The sequence below is a fragment of the Brachybacterium sp. SW0106-09 genome (assembly GCF_001293905.1).
GTDB classification, from domain to species: Bacteria; Actinomycetota; Actinomycetes; order Actinomycetales; family Dermabacteraceae; genus Brachybacterium; species Brachybacterium conglomeratum.
This window is the reverse complement of record NZ_BCAK01000001.1, coordinates 83,277-97,724: the sequence shown is the minus strand read 5'-3', so window position 1 is coordinate 97,724 and position 14,448 is coordinate 83,277. Positions and strand designations below refer to the sequence as shown.

14 protein-coding genes, 1 tRNA gene and 1 other RNA gene are annotated in these 14,448 nt (G+C 71.7%); 6 read left to right on the top strand and 10 right to left on the bottom strand.

Annotation, left to right across the window (positions count from 1 at the left end; all coding sequences use genetic code 11):
* Positions 1 to 3 precede the first annotated feature (3 nt).
* The 3 genes from Y09_RS00455 to Y09_RS00445 form a co-directional block, all read right to left on the bottom strand.
* Positions 4 to 1,341, bottom strand: coding sequence for a glutamine synthetase family protein (locus tag Y09_RS00455; RefSeq protein ID WP_053915709.1), 1,338 nt, complete (start codon positions 1,339 to 1,341; stop codon positions 4 to 6).
* A 128-nt stretch (positions 1,342 to 1,469) separates the two neighbouring features.
* The gene (locus Y09_RS00450) at positions 1,470 to 2,111 is read right to left on the bottom strand and encodes a hypothetical protein (RefSeq protein WP_053915708.1); all 642 of its coding nucleotides are present in this window, start codon (positions 2,109 to 2,111) and stop codon (positions 1,470 to 1,472) included.
* A 121-nt stretch (positions 2,112 to 2,232) separates the two neighbouring features.
* A complete protein-coding gene (locus Y09_RS00445) occupies positions 2,233 to 2,760 on the bottom strand; it encodes a hypothetical protein (RefSeq protein WP_053915707.1) in 528 nt (175 codons plus the stop codon).
* A gap of 156 nt (positions 2,761 to 2,916) precedes the next feature.
* Between Y09_RS00445 and panB the strand changes: the two genes are divergently transcribed.
* The gene (gene panB, locus Y09_RS00440; RefSeq protein ID WP_053915706.1) at positions 2,917 to 3,747 is read left to right on the top strand and encodes a 3-methyl-2-oxobutanoate hydroxymethyltransferase; all 831 of its coding nucleotides are present in this window, start codon (positions 2,917 to 2,919) and stop codon (positions 3,745 to 3,747) included.
* Between the two features lie 77 nt (positions 3,748 to 3,824).
* Here panB and Y09_RS00435 read toward each other — a convergent pair whose 3' ends face one another.
* Positions 3,825 to 4,010 (bottom strand): hypothetical protein, encoded by a 186-nt coding sequence (locus tag Y09_RS00435; protein WP_010551639.1) that lies wholly within the window; start codon positions 4,008 to 4,010, stop codon positions 3,825 to 3,827.
* Positions 4,011 to 4,047: 37 nt separating this feature from the next.
* Between Y09_RS00435 and map the strand changes: the two genes are divergently transcribed.
* A complete protein-coding gene (gene map, locus Y09_RS00430) occupies positions 4,048 to 4,935 on the top strand; it encodes a type I methionyl aminopeptidase (RefSeq protein ID WP_053915705.1) in 888 nt (295 codons plus the stop codon).
* A gap of 192 nt (positions 4,936 to 5,127) precedes the next feature.
* Complete coding sequence (gene ppgK / locus Y09_RS00425) at positions 5,128 to 5,931, top strand: polyphosphate--glucose phosphotransferase (RefSeq protein WP_053915704.1); 804 nt, start codon at positions 5,128 to 5,130, stop codon at positions 5,929 to 5,931.
* Positions 5,932 to 6,069: 138 nt separating this feature from the next.
* Here ppgK and rnpB read toward each other — a convergent pair.
* Positions 6,070 to 6,430, bottom strand: an RNA gene (rnpB, locus tag Y09_RS01400) — RNase P RNA component class A.
* 127 nt (positions 6,431 to 6,557) lie between these two features.
* Between rnpB and Y09_RS00420 the strand changes: the two genes are divergently transcribed.
* Entirely contained in the window at positions 6,558 to 7,358 is an 801-nt protein-coding gene (locus tag Y09_RS00420; protein WP_053915703.1) for a YaaA family protein, read from the top strand.
* 127 nt (positions 7,359 to 7,485) lie between these two features.
* Here the strand turns inward: Y09_RS00420 and Y09_RS00415 are convergent, their stop codons facing one another.
* From Y09_RS00415 to Y09_RS00405, 3 genes are read right to left on the bottom strand one after another with little or no spacing between them, the layout of a single operon-like run.
* Positions 7,486 to 8,367, bottom strand: coding sequence for a Nif3-like dinuclear metal center hexameric protein (locus Y09_RS00415; RefSeq protein WP_053915702.1), 882 nt, complete (start codon positions 8,365 to 8,367; stop codon positions 7,486 to 7,488).
* Positions 8,364 to 8,822: a Fe-S cluster assembly sulfur transfer protein SufU gene (sufU, locus tag Y09_RS00410; RefSeq protein ID WP_010551644.1), complete on the bottom strand. Its 459-nt coding sequence runs from the start codon at positions 8,820 to 8,822 to the stop codon at positions 8,364 to 8,366. Before sufU ends, Y09_RS00415 begins: the two co-directional genes overlap by 4 nt.
* Entirely contained in the window at positions 8,819 to 10,096 is a 1,278-nt protein-coding gene (locus tag Y09_RS00405) for an aminotransferase class V-fold PLP-dependent enzyme (RefSeq protein WP_053915701.1), read from the bottom strand. The genes sufU and Y09_RS00405 overlap by 4 nt, the downstream gene beginning before the upstream one ends.
* A gap of 117 nt (positions 10,097 to 10,213) precedes the next feature.
* On the opposite strand from Y09_RS00405, the gene Y09_RS00400 reads away from it, so the two are divergent.
* Positions 10,214 to 10,456 carry a hypothetical protein gene (locus Y09_RS00400; protein WP_053915700.1) on the top strand — a complete coding sequence of 81 codons (243 nt, stop codon included), beginning with the start codon at positions 10,214 to 10,216 and terminating at the stop codon, positions 10,454 to 10,456.
* 271 nt (positions 10,457 to 10,727) lie between these two features.
* On the opposite strand, the gene Y09_RS00395 is transcribed toward Y09_RS00400, so the two are convergent.
* Together Y09_RS00395 and Y09_RS00390 are read right to left on the bottom strand one after the other, a co-directional pair.
* Positions 10,728 to 10,801, bottom strand: a tRNA-Val gene (locus Y09_RS00395).
* A 107-nt stretch (positions 10,802 to 10,908) separates the two neighbouring features.
* Positions 10,909 to 11,328 (bottom strand): DUF3052 domain-containing protein, encoded by a 420-nt coding sequence (locus Y09_RS00390; protein ID WP_053915699.1) that lies wholly within the window; start codon positions 11,326 to 11,328, stop codon positions 10,909 to 10,911.
* 307 nt (positions 11,329 to 11,635) lie between these two features.
* On the opposite strand from Y09_RS00390, the gene aceE reads away from it, so the two are divergent.
* A complete protein-coding gene (gene aceE, locus Y09_RS00385) occupies positions 11,636 to 14,383 on the top strand; it encodes a pyruvate dehydrogenase (acetyl-transferring), homodimeric type (RefSeq protein ID WP_053915698.1) in 2,748 nt (915 codons plus the stop codon).
* Positions 14,384 to 14,448 lie beyond the last annotated feature (65 nt).

Below are 14,448 nucleotides of genomic sequence, written 5' to 3'. Positions count from 1 at the left end.
CCGTCAGACCCGGCTGAAGGTCGAGCGGAGCTCGTGGTCGGTCACCTGCTCGCGATAGCGCTGCCACTCCTCGCGCTTGTCGCGGAGGAAGTACTCGAAGACCTGCTCGCCGAGCGTGTCCGCCATCAGCTCGGAGCCCTCGAAGACCTCCAGGGCGCGGAACAGGTCGGTGGGCAGCGGCTCGATGCCCATGGCGCGGCGCTCCCGCTCGGTGAGCTCCCAGACCGCGTCCTCCGCGCCCTCGGGCAGCTCGTAGCCGCCCTCGACCCCGGCCATCCCGGCCGCGAGCAGCACCGCGAAGGCGAGATAGGGATTCGCCGAGGAGTCCAGTCCCCGGAACTCGACCCGGGAGGAGGTGGTCTTGGTGGGCTTGTGGAAGGGGACGCGCACCAGCGCGGAGCGGTTGTTGTGGCCCCAGCAGATGTAGCTCGGCGCCTCCTGCGCGCCCCAGAGCCGCTTGTAGGAGTTCACCCACTGGTTCGTCACCGCCACGTACTCCGGGGCGTGGCGCAGCAGCCCGGCGATGAACTGGCGACCGGTGCGGGAGAGGCCGTACTCGGCACCCGGCTCGTGGAAGGCGTTCTTCCCGCCCTGGAAGAGGGAGAGGTGGGTGTGCATGCCGGATCCGGGCTGGTCGATCATCGGCTTGGGCATGAACGAGGCGACCTGCCCCATCGACAGCGCCACCTCCTTGACCACGGTGCGAAGGGTGACGATGTTGTCGGCCGTGGTGAGCGCGTCGGCGTAGCGCAGGTCGATCTCGTTCTGACCCGGACCGTTCTCGTGATGGGAGAACTCGACCTGGATGTTCATCGCCTCCAGGTGCTGGATGGCGGAGCGGCGGAAGTCCTGGCCCTGGCCGCGGTGGACGTGGTCGAAGTAGCCGGCCTGGTCCACCGGCCGCAGCGGGGACCCCTCCTCGTAGGGCTGCTCGAAGAGGTAGAACTCGATCTCGGGGTGGGTGTAGAACTCCAGCCCCTTCTCCTCCGCGCGGGCGAGGGCATCCTTCAGCACGCGGCGCGGATCGGAGGCCGCGGGCTCGCCGTCGGGGGTGAGGACGTCGCACATCATGCGGCCGGTCGCGTTGGTCTCGCCGCGCCAGGCCAGCAGCTCGAAGGTCGCGGGGTCCGGGCGCAGGATCATGTCGGACTCGTAGCTGCGGGTGAGGCCCTCGATCGTGGAGCCGTCGATGCCGATGCCCTCGGTGAAGGCGATCTCGAGGTCCGCCGGCGAGATCGCGATCGACTTCAGCGTCCCCGCGATGTCGCTGAACCACAGCCGGATGAACCGCACGTCCTTGTCGGAGACGGTGCGGATGACGTCGTCATGGAGATGTCCCATGGGGCCAGTCTGCCTCAGGTCCCCGACCCGGCGCGGGCTCCGTTCGCCCTCGGACGGCATGCGCCCCGGTCTCCTGAGGGAGGCCGGGGCGCATGACGTCCGCGTTGCTCGGCGCGGATCCGATCGGCTCAGATCAGCTCGGCGGAGTTGACGTACCACTTGCCGTCATCGCCCTGCACCATCGAGATGCCGGCGTCCTCGCCCATGAAGCTGACGGCCACCGTGCCGTCGCCGTTGTCGCTGGTCTCCACCATCGAGCGGTCGAGGGCATCGGCGATCGAGGGATCGAAGGCCGTGCCCTCCTCCTCGGCGCTCTCCTCGTACCCGGCGACGCACGACTCGGCGGACGAGCCGCTCATGCCGCTCCCGGTGGTGGGGTCCAGGGCCAGCGCGCAGGTGCCCTCGGCGTCCCCGGAGGCGGCGGCCTTGACGAACTCGAAGGCCCGGTCCCCCGCGGCGGTGAGGTCCTCCTCGGAGACGGGCTCGCCCTCGGACCCCCCGGCGGCGTCATCGCCCTCGGTCGACTCGGACTCGCCCTCGGAGCCCTCGCTCTCGGAACCCTCGGCGCCCTCGCTCCCGGCGCCCTCGGACTCCCCGCCCTCGGACTCCCCGCCCTCCTCGGCGGGCTGCTCGGCCGAGGGGTCGTCGCCTCCCTCGCCTCCGCCTGCGAGATCACCGATCGCGCCGCAGGCCGACGCCCCTGCGATGAGCGCGAGGGCGCCCAGCCCGGTGGCCGTTCCCCTGACGGTCTTGCGCATGATCGAGTTCATGGTCCTGTCCTCCCTCAATGTCGGGGCCGTTCCCCTGACCAGAGAAGAGTGACACGGGAAGGGCGCCGCTGTCGCTGGGGAGAACTCCCCATTCCCGTGACCGCAGCCAGCGGGGCAGGGATCAGAACGGGATCGAGAGGTACCACTGCCCGTCGTCGCCGCGGGCCATCGGGACCTCCACCGGCTGCTCGAGCAGGCTCATCGAGATGGTGCCGTCGTCGGCGGGCTCGGCCTGGACCATCGAGGCGTCCAGCTGGTCGAACACGCCCGGCTCCAGCATCTCCTCGTAGTCCGCCATGGCGCCCCGCGCCCCGTCGGCGCACTGCTGCAGGCGCTCACCCTCGGGGGCGGCGCCGGTGCCCGGGTCGAGCACGTAGCCGCACGCGGCCTCCCAGTCCTGATCGTCGATCACACCGAGGAAGCCGAGGAAGCGGTCGGTCGCCGCGGCGAGGTCCGCCTCGGTGACCTCGCCGCCGTCGCTCGCCTCCGGGGCGGCGTCGGCCGAGGAGCTCGGCGACGCGCTGGGGGTCTCCGGGGCGGGCTGCTCGTCGTCCCCGCCGGTGCAGGCGGCGGCGCCGAGCACGAGAGCGAGGGCGGAGGCACAGGCGGCGATCCGACGGACGGGGCCGCGCAGGGGATGCGGTTCCATGGTGACCTCTTCTCGGCGACGTCTGCGCACGACGCTCCAAGGGTGGCACATGCCGGGCCCGCACCGCACCTGACCGGCGGGAACCGGTTGCCCCGGGGCGACGCGGACGGCGCTAGGCTGGAGCGCCGGATCCCCGTCCCCGTCCAGGAGCCCGCTGTGAGCACTGAGTCCCCCGCCGCCGTCCCTGCCGCTCCGGCGAAGATCCGGCTGCGCCACCTCCAGCAGGCCAAGGAGCAGGGCCGCCCCTTCGCGATGCTGACCGCCTACGACCAGTTCTCCGCCCGCGTCTTCGAGGAGGCCGGGATCGAGACCCTGCTGATCGGCGACTCCGTGGGCACCACCGTGCTCGGCCACTCCTCGACCACCTCGACCACGCATGCCGACATGCTCGTGTTCACCGCGGCCGTCGCCCGCAGCGTCACCCGCCCGCTGATCGTCGTCGACCTCGCCTTCGGCACCTACGAGACCGGGCCGCGGGATGCGGTGCTGCACGGCATCGAGCTGGTGCGCGCGGGCGCCGAGGCGGTCAAGCTCGAGGGCGGCGCCGAGGTCGTCTCCCAGATCGAGGCGCTCGTCGCCGCGGGCATCCCCGTGATCGGGCACCTCGGCTTCACGCCCCAGTCCGTCAACGCCCACTCCGGGCACCGGGTCCAGGGCCGCGACGAGCAGGCGGCGAAGAAGATGCTCGCCGACGCGCTCGCGATCCAGGAGGCCGGGGTCAGCGCGATGGTGCTCGAGCTCGTGCCGGCCCGCGTCGCCGCCGAGGTCACCGCCGCGCTGCGGGTGCCCACGATCGGGATCGGCGCCGGGGCCGGCTGCGACGGCCAGGTGCTCGTGTGGCAGGACATGGCGGGCCTGTCCGGCTTCCGGGGGAAGTTCGTCAAGGCCTTCGCGGACCTGCGCGGCGAGCTGCTCGGCGCCGCGACCGCCTATCGCACCGAGGTCGAGGAGCGCAGCTACCCGGGGGCCGAGCACTCCTTCGACTGACGGGACCGACGGGCCGGCCGCCCGCGCGGGAACGGCCGGCCCTCACGCGGCTGCGGTCAGCCCGCGTGGACGAGGGCTCAGCCCTCCTCCCACTGCTTGTCGTCCTGCTCCCACTCCTCATTGCGCTTCGCGGCGGTGCTCAGCGCGCGCTCGGCCTCCTCGCGCGTGGCGTAGGGGCCCATCCGCTCGGTGGCCGGGGACTGCGCCCCCTCCTCGACCGCGCCAGTGCTCAGGTTGTAGTAGTACTGCGTGCCCTCGGTCACGTCGGTCTCCTTCGCTGTCGGTGAGAGACTGGTGGACATGACTGTAGAGCAGGATTGGATCCGTCCCGAGGGGCGCGCGCTGCTGGTGCCCGGAACCCTCAGCCCCCGTCGGCCCGTGCCCGCGAGCATCGAGCGCCCCGAGTACGTGGGCAAGGACGAGGCGGTCTCGGACACGGGTCCGTTCGTGCAGAGCGCCGACGTGATCGCCCGCGTGCGCGAGGCGTCCCGCGTCGCGGCGCTCGCCCTCCAGGCCGCCGGCGAGGCCGCGCAGCCCGGCGTCACCACCGACCACATCGACGCGGTGGTCCACGACGTGCTGCTCGAGAACGGCGCCTACCCCTCCACGCTCGGCTATCTCGGCTTCGAGAAGTCCTGCTGCACGAGCCTGAACGAGGTCATCTGCCACGGCATCCCCGACTCGACCGTGATGCAGTCCGGGGACATCCTCAACGTCGACGTCACCGCCTTCCTGCACGGCGTCCACGGCGACTGCAACGCGACCTTCCTCGTCGGCGACGTCGCCCCGCGCGCCCAGGAGCTGGTCGAGGTCGCCCACGACGCGATGCTGCGCGGGATCAAGGCGGCTCGGCCCGGCCGCGAGGTCAACGTGATCGGCCGCGTCATCGAGAAGTTCGTCTCCCGCCACGGCATGGAGTCGGTGCGCGACTACACCGGCCACGGCGTCGCCGAGGGCTTCCACAACGGGCTGGTCATCCCCCACTACGACTCCGCGCCGATGTTCGACGACGTCATCGAGGAGAACATGACCTTCACCATCGAGCCGATGGTGACGCTCGGCTCGCAGGCCTGGGACCAGTGGGACGACGGCTGGACGGTCGTCACCCGCGACGGCTCCTACTCGGCCCAGTTCGAGCACACCATGCTCATCACCGACGCGGGCCCCGAGCTCCTCACCGTCGTCTGAGACCGGTCCGTTCCCGGACCCCGCGGACCGCTCCCTGCGACCACCGCGGGGCCGGCGGCGGCGCGGGGCCGTCCCCGGACGTCCCCGTCGCGTGCCTGCGCAGCCCGGGTATCGTGGGCGCCCGAGAGAGGGCGCCGAGGACGGTGCCCCGGCACCGGGCGGGGCCTTCCCGCATCGCACGACCAGGGAGAGATGATGAGCAAGAAGGCCTTCGGGATCGACATCGGCGGCAGCGGCATCAAGGGAGCGCCCGTCCACCTCGGCAAGGGCGAGCTCGCCGCCGACCGGGTGCGGATCCCGACCCCGCAGCCCTCGACCCCCGAGGCCGTGGCGGACACCGTCGCCGAGCTCATCGGCTCCTTCGACGTCGCCGAGGACATGCCCGTCGGCGTCACCTTCCCGGCCGTGATCCAGGAGGGCGTGGCGAAGACCGCCGCGAACGTGGACAGGTCCTGGATCGGCACCGACGTGGACGCCCTGTTCACCGAGCGCACCGGCCACGACGTGTTCGTGGTCAACGACGCCGACGCCGCCGGCATCGCCGAGATGGAGTTCGGCGCCGGCCGGAAGAGCTCCGGCGTGGTGCAGGTGTTCACCCTCGGCACCGGCGTGGGCAGCGCGACCTTCGTCGACGGCCGCCTGGTGCCCAACACCGAGCTCGGCCACGTGCTCCTGCACGGGGACAGCGCGGAGAAGTACATGGCATCCTCCGCCAAGGAGCGCGAGGACCTGGACTGGGAGACCTGGGCAGGCCGGCTCCAGGAGTACTTCTCCCACATCGAGTTCCTCTTCAGCCCCACCCGCATCATCGTCGGCGGCGGCGTCTCGAAGAAGCACCAGAAGTTCCTGCCGCTGCTGGACCTCGAGGCCGAGATCCTCCCCGCCGAGCTCCGCAACGAGGCCGGGATCATCGGGGCGGCGGTGCTCGCCCACCGCGAGGTGAAGGCGCTGAAGGAGGGCAAGAAGAAGGACGACAAGCACCACGCCGGCAGCTGAGCCCGTCGACCGGGGCCGTCCCGCGGCCGGAGTGCCCCGTCGACCGGAGTGCCGCGTCGGCCGGGGGATTCCGTCGCGAGCGCTCCCCTCGGGCGCCGCGCCCGTCGGGCGCGACCCGCGCGGGGTTGCCCCGCGGGGCGGACCAGCCGGCCTGTAAGCCGGGTTCTGTGATCGGCAGCCATCCCTCTCGGGTCGCCGTTGCCGACGACCTCCAGCGGTCTACCCGGGAACTCGGGCCGGCGCCCTCATGCGTTCCCTGTCTGACCTTGCTCCCGGTGGGGTTTACCGTGCCGGTCTCGTCACCGAGACCGCGGTGGTCTCTTACACCACCCTTTCACCCTTACCGCCCCGCCCGAGGGCGCGGCGGCGGTCTGCTCTCTGTGGCACTGTCCCGCGGATCACTCCGGGTGGGCGTTACCCACCACCGTGCCGGATGGAGCCCGGACTTTCCTCGGCCCCGCGGCGCAAGCCGCGGGGACGCGGCTGCCCGGCCGACTGGTCCGCCCGGCAGTCTACGCTCCCACCTGCACCTCCCCCTCCCCCGTGGGCAGGCTCCCGCGCCGACGTGCCGAAGCTCTCGCGGCGCCCTCCCTCGCCCCTGCCCTGCCACCTCGGAGAATGGTCTGATGCTGATCCTGCTCCCGCCCTCGGAGACGAAGACCCGGCCCGCCGAGGTGGGGCATCGTCCGCTCGACCTCGACGAGCTCGCGCTGCCGGCGCTGCGGGAGGCGCGCGGGACGATGCTGCGGGCCGCGCACCGCACCGCCGCGGGGTCCGACGCCGCCTCCCGACTGGGGGTCCCGGCCTCCTCCCCCGAGCTCGTCGGGCGCATGCTGCACCTCGAGCAGGAGCCCGCCGCCGCGCCGCTCGACGTCTACTCGGGGGTGCTCTTCGACCAGCTCGAACCGGGCACGGAGATCCCCGGCGACCGTCGCGTGCTGGTCCAGAGCGCCCTGCTGGGCCTGGTCGACGCCGGGTGCGACCGGATCCCCGCCTACCGCCTCTCCGCCTCCTCGCAGCTCTCGCGGCTGGGGAAGGCGGGGTCCTGGTGGGCGCCGCGGCTGACGCCGGTCGCCGCACAGCTGCGCGAGGAGGAGGCCGCGGGGTCCTCACCGCTGGTGGTCGACTGCCGCTCGGGCTCCTACCGCTCGATGATGGCGATGCGCAGCGGGGACGGGGTGCGGGTGCTGGAGGTCGCGCCGGTGCAGGAGAGCGGCGGGGTCCGCAAGGTCATCTCCCATGACGCGAAGCGCTACCGGGGCCTGGTGACCCGTGTGCTGCTGGCGGCGCAGGCCGCGCCCACCACGGCGGAGGAGCTGGTCGACGTCGTCGGCGAGGGCCTCGTCGGGATCTCGGGGCGCGGCAGCTCCCGGCTCGGCGTCGAGCTGGACGGGGACAGGCTCGTCGTGGTCGACCGGGTCGACTGACTCCGCCCCGACGGGCGTGGGCCGCCCGGCCGCGTCCCGCGGGTCCGGCCGAGCGCCGCGGCCCCGGCTCTCGGGCGGCCCCGTCGCGTTCGGCCTGCCCGACCGGGTTCGGCCGGCCCGACCGGGTTCAGCCGGCCCGGCCGCCCCACGGGTCGGTGACCTGCGCGGTGATCTGCACCTCGAGGCCCGGCAGCGCTTCCGTGAGCAGCTCGCGGGCGAGCGGGAGCCACAGCGCCTCGCTCGCGGCGTGCGGCACGTCGATCAGCGCCGGCACGGCGTCGGGGTCCGCCGCGGACTCGAGGTGCTCGAGCGCCGGGTGGTGGCGCAGGTCGGAGGTGATGTAGACGTCGGCGCCGCTGCGCGTGGCGGCCTCCAGGAAGGAGTCGCCCGCCCCGGGGCAGACGGCGACGGTGCGCACAGGGCGCTCCGCCTCGCCGGTGTGGAGGATCCCGCGCGCGGTCGCGGGGACCAGGGCCGCGATCCGCTCGGCGAGGGCGCCGACGGTGGTGGGCGTCGCCGGCTCGCCGACGGCGCCGAGGCCGAAGCGGGTGGAGCCGTGGCCGGCCGCCTCCCCCTCGTCACCGGGCAGCAGCGGGCGGGGGTCCTGCAGCGCGAGCGCCCGCAGCCAGGCGCCGACGGTGCCTCGCGTGGAGCGGTCCACGTTCGTGTGCCCGCACCACAGCGCCGTTCCGGCGCGCAGCAGGTCGGTGACCACCGCGCCCTTCCCGTCGTCGGCCGGCAGGAAGCTGGCCCCGCGCAGCAGCAGCGGATGATGCGTGATCAGCAGCTCGGCGCCGGAGGCGACGGCCTCGCGGGCGACCGCGAGCGTCGGGTCGACGGCCAGCAGCAGGCGGGATACCGGCGCCTCCCGCTCCCCGAGGACGAGGCCTGCTCGGTCCCAGTCCTCCGCCCAGGCGAGCGGATAGGCGGCCTCGAGCACGCCGACGACGTCGCCGACGGTCACGCTGGTCTCGGATGTCGCCGGGGTCCGGGCGCTCAGGGCGCTCATCCGCGCAGCGCCCGCGTCTCGACGAGCGCCGCCTGGTAGGCCTTCCACGGCATGAGCACGCACTTGACCCGTGCGGGGAACTTCGCCGCGCCCATCAGCGCGACGCCGTCGCCGATCAGCTCCTCGTCGCCCTCGATCCTGCCGCGGGAGCCGATCGCCTGCTCGAAGTGGGTGCGCACCGGCTCCACCTCCTCGACGCCGTGGCCGATCAGGAGATCGGCCATGATCGAGGCGGAGGCGCGGCTCATCGCACAGCCGACCGCGTCGTAGGAGACGTCCTCGATCCGCTCGGCGCCGTCCTCGGACAGGTGCAGGCGCAGCGTGATCTCGTCGCCGCAGGTGGGGTTCACGTGATGGACCTCGGCCTCGAACGGCTCGCGCAGGCCGGCATGGAGGGGCCGCTTGTCGTGCTCGATCACGAGCTCGGTGTAGAGCGCGGAGAGATGAGTGCTCATGAGAGGGCTCCGAAGAACTCGACGGTGCGGGCGACGCCGTCGACGAGCGCGTCGACCTCGGCGTCGGTGGTGTGGACGGAGAAGGACGCGCGGGTGGTGCCGTGGAGCCCGAAGCGGCGGTGCAGGGGCCAGGCGCAGTGGTGACCCACCCGCACCTCGATGCCGTAGGAGTCCAGCACCTGCCCGACGTCGTGCGGGTGGCGGCCGGCGACGTCGAAGGCGACTGCTCCGGTGCGCCGCGGGGAGGCGGCCGGGCCGATGATCCGCACCCCGTCGATCCCGGAGAGCCCGTCGATCGCGCGCAGGGTGAGAGCCTGCTCGTGCGCGGCGATCTGCTCCATGCCGAGCGCATCGAGATAGTCGCAGGCGGCGGCGAGGCCGACGGCCTGGGAGATCGGCGGGGTGCCGGCCTCGAAGCGGGCGGGCGGCTCGGCGAAGGTGCTGGCCTCCATCGTCACCGTCTCGATCATGGATCCTCCGGTGAGGAAGGGCGGCATCGCCTCGAGCAGCTCGTAGCGGCCCCAGAGCGCGCCGATCCCGGTGGGGCCGAGCATCTTGTGCCCGGACAGGGCCGCGAAGTCGACGCCCAGCGCGGCGAGGTCGAAGGGCATGTGCGGCGCGGACTGGGCGGCGTCCAGCACGGTCAGCGCACCGACCGAGCGCGCCGCCTCGACGAGCCGGCCGACGGGGTTGACCGTGCCGAGCACGTTGGACTGGTGCGTGAACGCGAGGACCTTCGTGCGCTCGGTGAGCAGCGAATCGAGGTCCGTGAGGTCGAGGGTGAAGTCCTCGGCCATGGGGATCCAGCGCAGGACGGCGCCGGTGCGGCGGGCCAGCTCCTGCCACGGGACGAGGTTCGCGTGGTGCTCCATCTCGGTCACGAGGATCTCGTCGCCCTCGCGCACCCGCAGGCGCTCGGGGGTGGAGGTGTCGCCGTCGCCGAGGGAGCGGGCGACGAGGTTCAGCGCCTCGGTCGCGTTCTTCGTGAAGACGATCTCCTGCGCGGAGGGGGCGCCGAGGAAGGCGGCGAGCCGCTCCCGGGAGTCCTCGTAGGCGTCGGTCGCGGCCCCCGCCATCCGATGCGCGCCCCGCTTGACCGCGGCGTGGTCATGGGTGAGATAGGCGACCTCCGCGTCGATGACCTGCTGGGGGCGCTGCGAGGTGGCGCCGCCGTCGAGGTAGATCATCGGGGTCTCGGGGTCGAGCATCCGCTGCAGGATCGGGAAGTCGGCCCTGATCGCGTCGACGTCGAAGGGTCTGGTCGCTGCGCTCACCTGCGGGGCCTCCTGTGGTCGATGGCGGTCCGGCCAGTATAGGAACGCCCAGGTTCCGGAGGCGGGGCCGTGAGACCCTGTGCACAGTCCGCTCGACCCGCGACCCCGGAGGTGCCCGTGGAGACCCTGATCCTCGCCGCGATCGGTGTGTCCATCGCGGTCTCCCTCATCGTCATCATCGGCCGCATGCTGGTGCGCCGGCGCGAGGAGCGCGAGAAGTGGGAGCGGGACGGCCGTCCCGAGCCGCGCGAACGGACCCCCGAGGAGAAGGAGCGCGACCGCCGCAGCGCCATCACCTGGGGCTGCCTCGTCGTGGCCGTGCCCGTGGTGCTGGTGCTGGCGTACTGGGTCAGCCGCTGAGGCTGCGGCCCTTCGCGCGCCGGCCGCCCGCGTCGGCCCCGCGACGGAGGCGGACGCAGACCGAGTGGCGTACTTCGACCGGTACTGCTGAGGAATACCGGTCGGAGTACGCCACTCGGTGCAGGGTCGGCCGGACGGCGACGACGGGGCGTGTGCGCCGGGGCTCAGCACGGCCGCAATGATCGCGGGAGTCGTGCTCGGACTGTGCTCCACTCCGCGAGAAAGCCCCCGACCCAGCACTGTCAGTGCAGGGCGGGGGCTTCTCTTCGGGTGGGTCGTGAGGGGCTCGAACCCCCGACCTTCTGGGTGTAAACCAGACGCTCTGACCAGCTGAGCTAACGACCCGGAACGGGGTCTCCCCCGTCGAAGCGGAGCGACCCCGCCGGAACGGGGACTGCCCCTTCAGCGCGGGGTGTCCCCGCCGTGACGGGGTGCCCCGTCGGTGGTGGCGATCAGTTGGTGCGGCTGGCCAGGCGGGTGCCGGTCCAGTCGGCGGCCAGCGACAGCGAGCTCATCACGCGCAGGCCCGCGATCTCGGCGCTCTCCTGCACCTCGCCCGGGGCGACATGCCCGGGCCGACCGGCCTTCGGCGTGAGGAGCCACACAGGGGCGCCCGCCTCGATGTTGCGCAGGGAGTCCACGAGGGCGTCGGTGAGGTCGCCGTCGTCGTCGCGCCACCACAGCACCACGGCGTCGACGATCTCCTGGGTGTCCTCGTCCTCCATCTCCTCACCGATCAGGTCCTCGATCGCGTCGCGGAGGTCGTGGTCCACGTCGTCGTCGTAGCCGATCTCCTGCACGATCTGACCCGTGGTGAGGTTCAGCGCCTCGGCGATGGCGCTGGGCGTGGGGGCGTCGGCCGACGGTGACAAGAAAGAACTCCTCAAGACGTGGTGTCAGTGCGAGCGCAGCATACCGATCGGCCCTCACGGACCCACCGCAGGTGCTGCGCGCGCCGATTCTATGCCACGGCGCACTCTCCTGCATGTCCGGCGCGGGACGTCGGTCCCCGCGCAGGCGGCAATGTCCCGAGCGTCACAGATGAGGAGGGTCTGTGAAGGTCCTCGGCGCGTCGCACGACGGTAGTCTGGACGGAACCGAGGCCGACAGGAGCCGGGCCCACCGGCGTTCTTCAGCTCCCGCGGCCGGTCCATCGACTCCGGTAGAGAGAAGGACAGTGTGACTTCGCACGAGACCCCTCGTCCCATCGGCATCAACCTGCCGAGCCACGCGCAGGATCCGGACCCGGAGGAGACCCGGGAGTGGCTCGACTCGTTCGACGGACTCGTCGAGCACCGCGGCGTCGACCGCGCCTCCGAGGTGATGCAGAGCCTGATCCAGCACGCTCGCGACGAGGACCTGCACCTGCCGGACTCGCTCACCACGGACTACGTGAACACGATCCCCGCGGATCAGCAGCCCGAGTACCCCGGTGACGTCGAGCTCGAGAAGGAGCTGCGCAACATCAACCGCTGGAACGCGGCGATGGTCGTCCATCGCGCCCAGCGCCCCGGCGTCTCCGTCGGCGGGCACCTCTCCTCCTACGCCTCCATCGCCACGATGTACGAGGTGGGCTTCAACCACTTCTTCCGCGGGCGCAGCCACCCCGGCGGCGGCGACCACGTCTTCTTCCAGGGACATGCCTCCCCCGGCATCTACGCCCGCGCCTTCGCGATGGGCCGCCTCGGCCAGGAGGACCTCGACGGCTTCCGCCAGGAGGTCTCCTCCGAGCACGGCATGCCCTCCTACCCGCACCCGCGGGCGATGCAGGACTTCTGGGAGTTCCCGACGGTCTCCATGGGCATCGGCCCGGTCAACGCGATCGAGCAGGCCTCCTTCGACCGCTACCTGCACAACCGCGGCCTCAAGGACACCTCCGAGCAGCACACCTGGGCGTTCCTCGGCGACGGCGAGATGGACGAGGTCGAGTCCCGCGGCGCGCTCCACATCGCCGCGAAGGAGCACCTGGACAACCTCACCTTCGTCATCAACTGCAACCTGCAGCGCCTGGACGGCCCGGTCCGCGGAAACGGCAAGATCATCCAGGAGCTCGAGAGCCAGTTCCGCGGTGCGGGCTGGAACGTCGTCAAGGTGATCTGGGGCTCGGCCTGGGACCCGCTGCTCCAGGAGTCCACCGACGGCGCGCTCATCGACCTGATGAACGCGACCCCGGACGGCGACTACCAGACCTACCGCGCGGAGAACGGCGCGTTCATCCGCGACAACTTCTTCGGCCGCGACCCGCGCACGAAGGCGCTCGTCGAGGACCTCTCCGACGACGACATCTGGTGGAAGCTCAACCGCGGCGGCCACGACGCCAAGAAGATCTACGCGGCCTTCCAGCAGGCGATGACGCTGAAGAACGGCAAGCCGACCGTCATCCTCGCCCACACCATCAAGGGCTACCGCCTGGGCTCGAACTTCGCCGGTCGCAACGCGACCCACCAGATGAAGAAGTTCACGATCGAGGACCTCAAGGCGCTGCGCGACACCCTGCGCATCCCGATCTCCGACGAGCAGCTCGAGTCCGGCAGCGTCTACGACGCGCCGTTCTACCTGCCGGGCGACGACTCCCCGGTCATGCAGTACCTCAAGCAGCACCGCGAGGCGCTCGGCGGCCCGGTCCCCTCCCGCAGCACCGAGCACAAGGCGCTCGAGCTGCCGGGCGACAAGGCCTACGAGGTCGTCAGGCGCGGCTCCGGCAAGCAGGAGATCGCCTCGACGATGGCGCTCGTGCGCCTGCTCAAGGACCTCATGCGTGACAAGGAGACCGGCAAGCGCTGGGTCCCGATCGTGCCCGACGAGGCCCGCACCTTCGGCATGGACTCGCTGTTCCCGACGGCGAAGATCTACAACCCGGACGGGCAGAACTACCTCTCGGTGGATCGCGACCTGCTGCTGGCCTACAAGGAGTCCGCGCAGGGCCAGATCAAGCACATGGGCATCAACGAGATCTCCTCGACCGCGGCCTTCACCGCGGCAGGCACCTCGTACGCCACGCACGACTACCCGATGATCCCGTTCTACATCTTCTACTCGATGTTCGGGTTCCAGCGCACCGGCGACTTCTTCTGGGCCGCCGGCGACCAGATGGCCAAGGGCTTCGTCATCGGCGCGACCGCCGGCAAGACGACGCTCGCGGGCGAGGGCCTCCAGCACATGGACGGTCACTCCCCCGTCCTCGCCTCGACCAACCCCGGCGCGGTGATCTACGACCCGACCTACGGCTACGAGCTCGGGCACATCATCCGCGACGGTCTGAAGCGCATGTACGGCGAGGACGACCGCCTGCAGGAGGTCTTCTACTACATCACCGTCTACAACGAGCCGATGGTGCACCCGGCCGAGCCGGAGGACCTGGACGTGGAGGGCCTGCTCAAGGGTATGTATCTCCTCGACCAGGCGCCCGAGGGCGACGGCCCGGTCGCGCAGCTGCTCGCCTCCGGTGTGGGCGTCCCGTGGGCCAAGCACGCCCGCGAGCTGCTCGAGCAGGACTGGGGCGTGCGCGCGAACGTGTGGTCCGTGACCTCGTGGACCGAGCTGCGCAAGGAGGCCCAGGAGGCCGAGAAGCACAACCTCCTGAACCCCGAAGCCCCGCGGACCCCGTGGATCTCCCAGCGTCTCGAGGGCGTCGAGGGCCCGTTCGTGGCCACCTCGGACTACGACTTCATGGTCCCGGACATGATCCGCGAGTGGATCCCGGGCCGCTACGGCGTGCTCGGCGCCGATGGCTGGGGCTTCTCCGACACCCGCCCGGCCGCCCGCCGTCATCTGAAGATCGACGCCCACTCGATGGTCGTCAAGACGCTGCAGATGCTCGCCCGCGACGGCAAGGTCGACCCCTCGGTCGTCCGCCAGGCCATCGACAAGTACGACCTGACGAACGTGAACGCCGGCGAGTCCGGCTCGTTCGGCGGCGAGTCCTGATCACCCCCGTCGGGCCGCTCCTCCGTGCGAGGGGCGGCCCGACGGCCGCTCTCCCCCTCTCCGCG

Coding starts and splice junctions, on each gene's coding strand:
- sufU (WP_010551644.1), bottom strand. CDS start 8,822: ATGAGCACTCATCTCTCCGCGCTCTACACCGAGCTCGTGATCGAGCAC.
- Y09_RS00445 (WP_053915707.1), bottom strand. CDS start 2,760: ATGGAACCGCATCCCCTGCGCGGCCCCGTCCGTCGGATCGCCGCCTGT.
- ppgK (WP_053915704.1), top strand. CDS start 5,128: ATGATGAGCAAGAAGGCCTTCGGGATCGACATCGGCGGCAGCGGCATC.
- Y09_RS00415 (WP_053915702.1), bottom strand. CDS start 8,367: ATGAGCGCCCTGAGCGCCCGGACCCCGGCGACATCCGAGACCAGCGTG.
- Y09_RS00450 (WP_053915708.1), bottom strand. CDS start 2,111: ATGAACTCGATCATGCGCAAGACCGTCAGGGGAACGGCCACCGGGCTG.
- Y09_RS00420 (WP_053915703.1), top strand. CDS start 6,558: ATGCTGATCCTGCTCCCGCCCTCGGAGACGAAGACCCGGCCCGCCGAG.
- Y09_RS00455 (WP_053915709.1), bottom strand. CDS start 1,341: ATGGGACATCTCCATGACGACGTCATCCGCACCGTCTCCGACAAGGAC.
- map (WP_053915705.1), top strand. CDS start 4,048: ATGACTGTAGAGCAGGATTGGATCCGTCCCGAGGGGCGCGCGCTGCTG.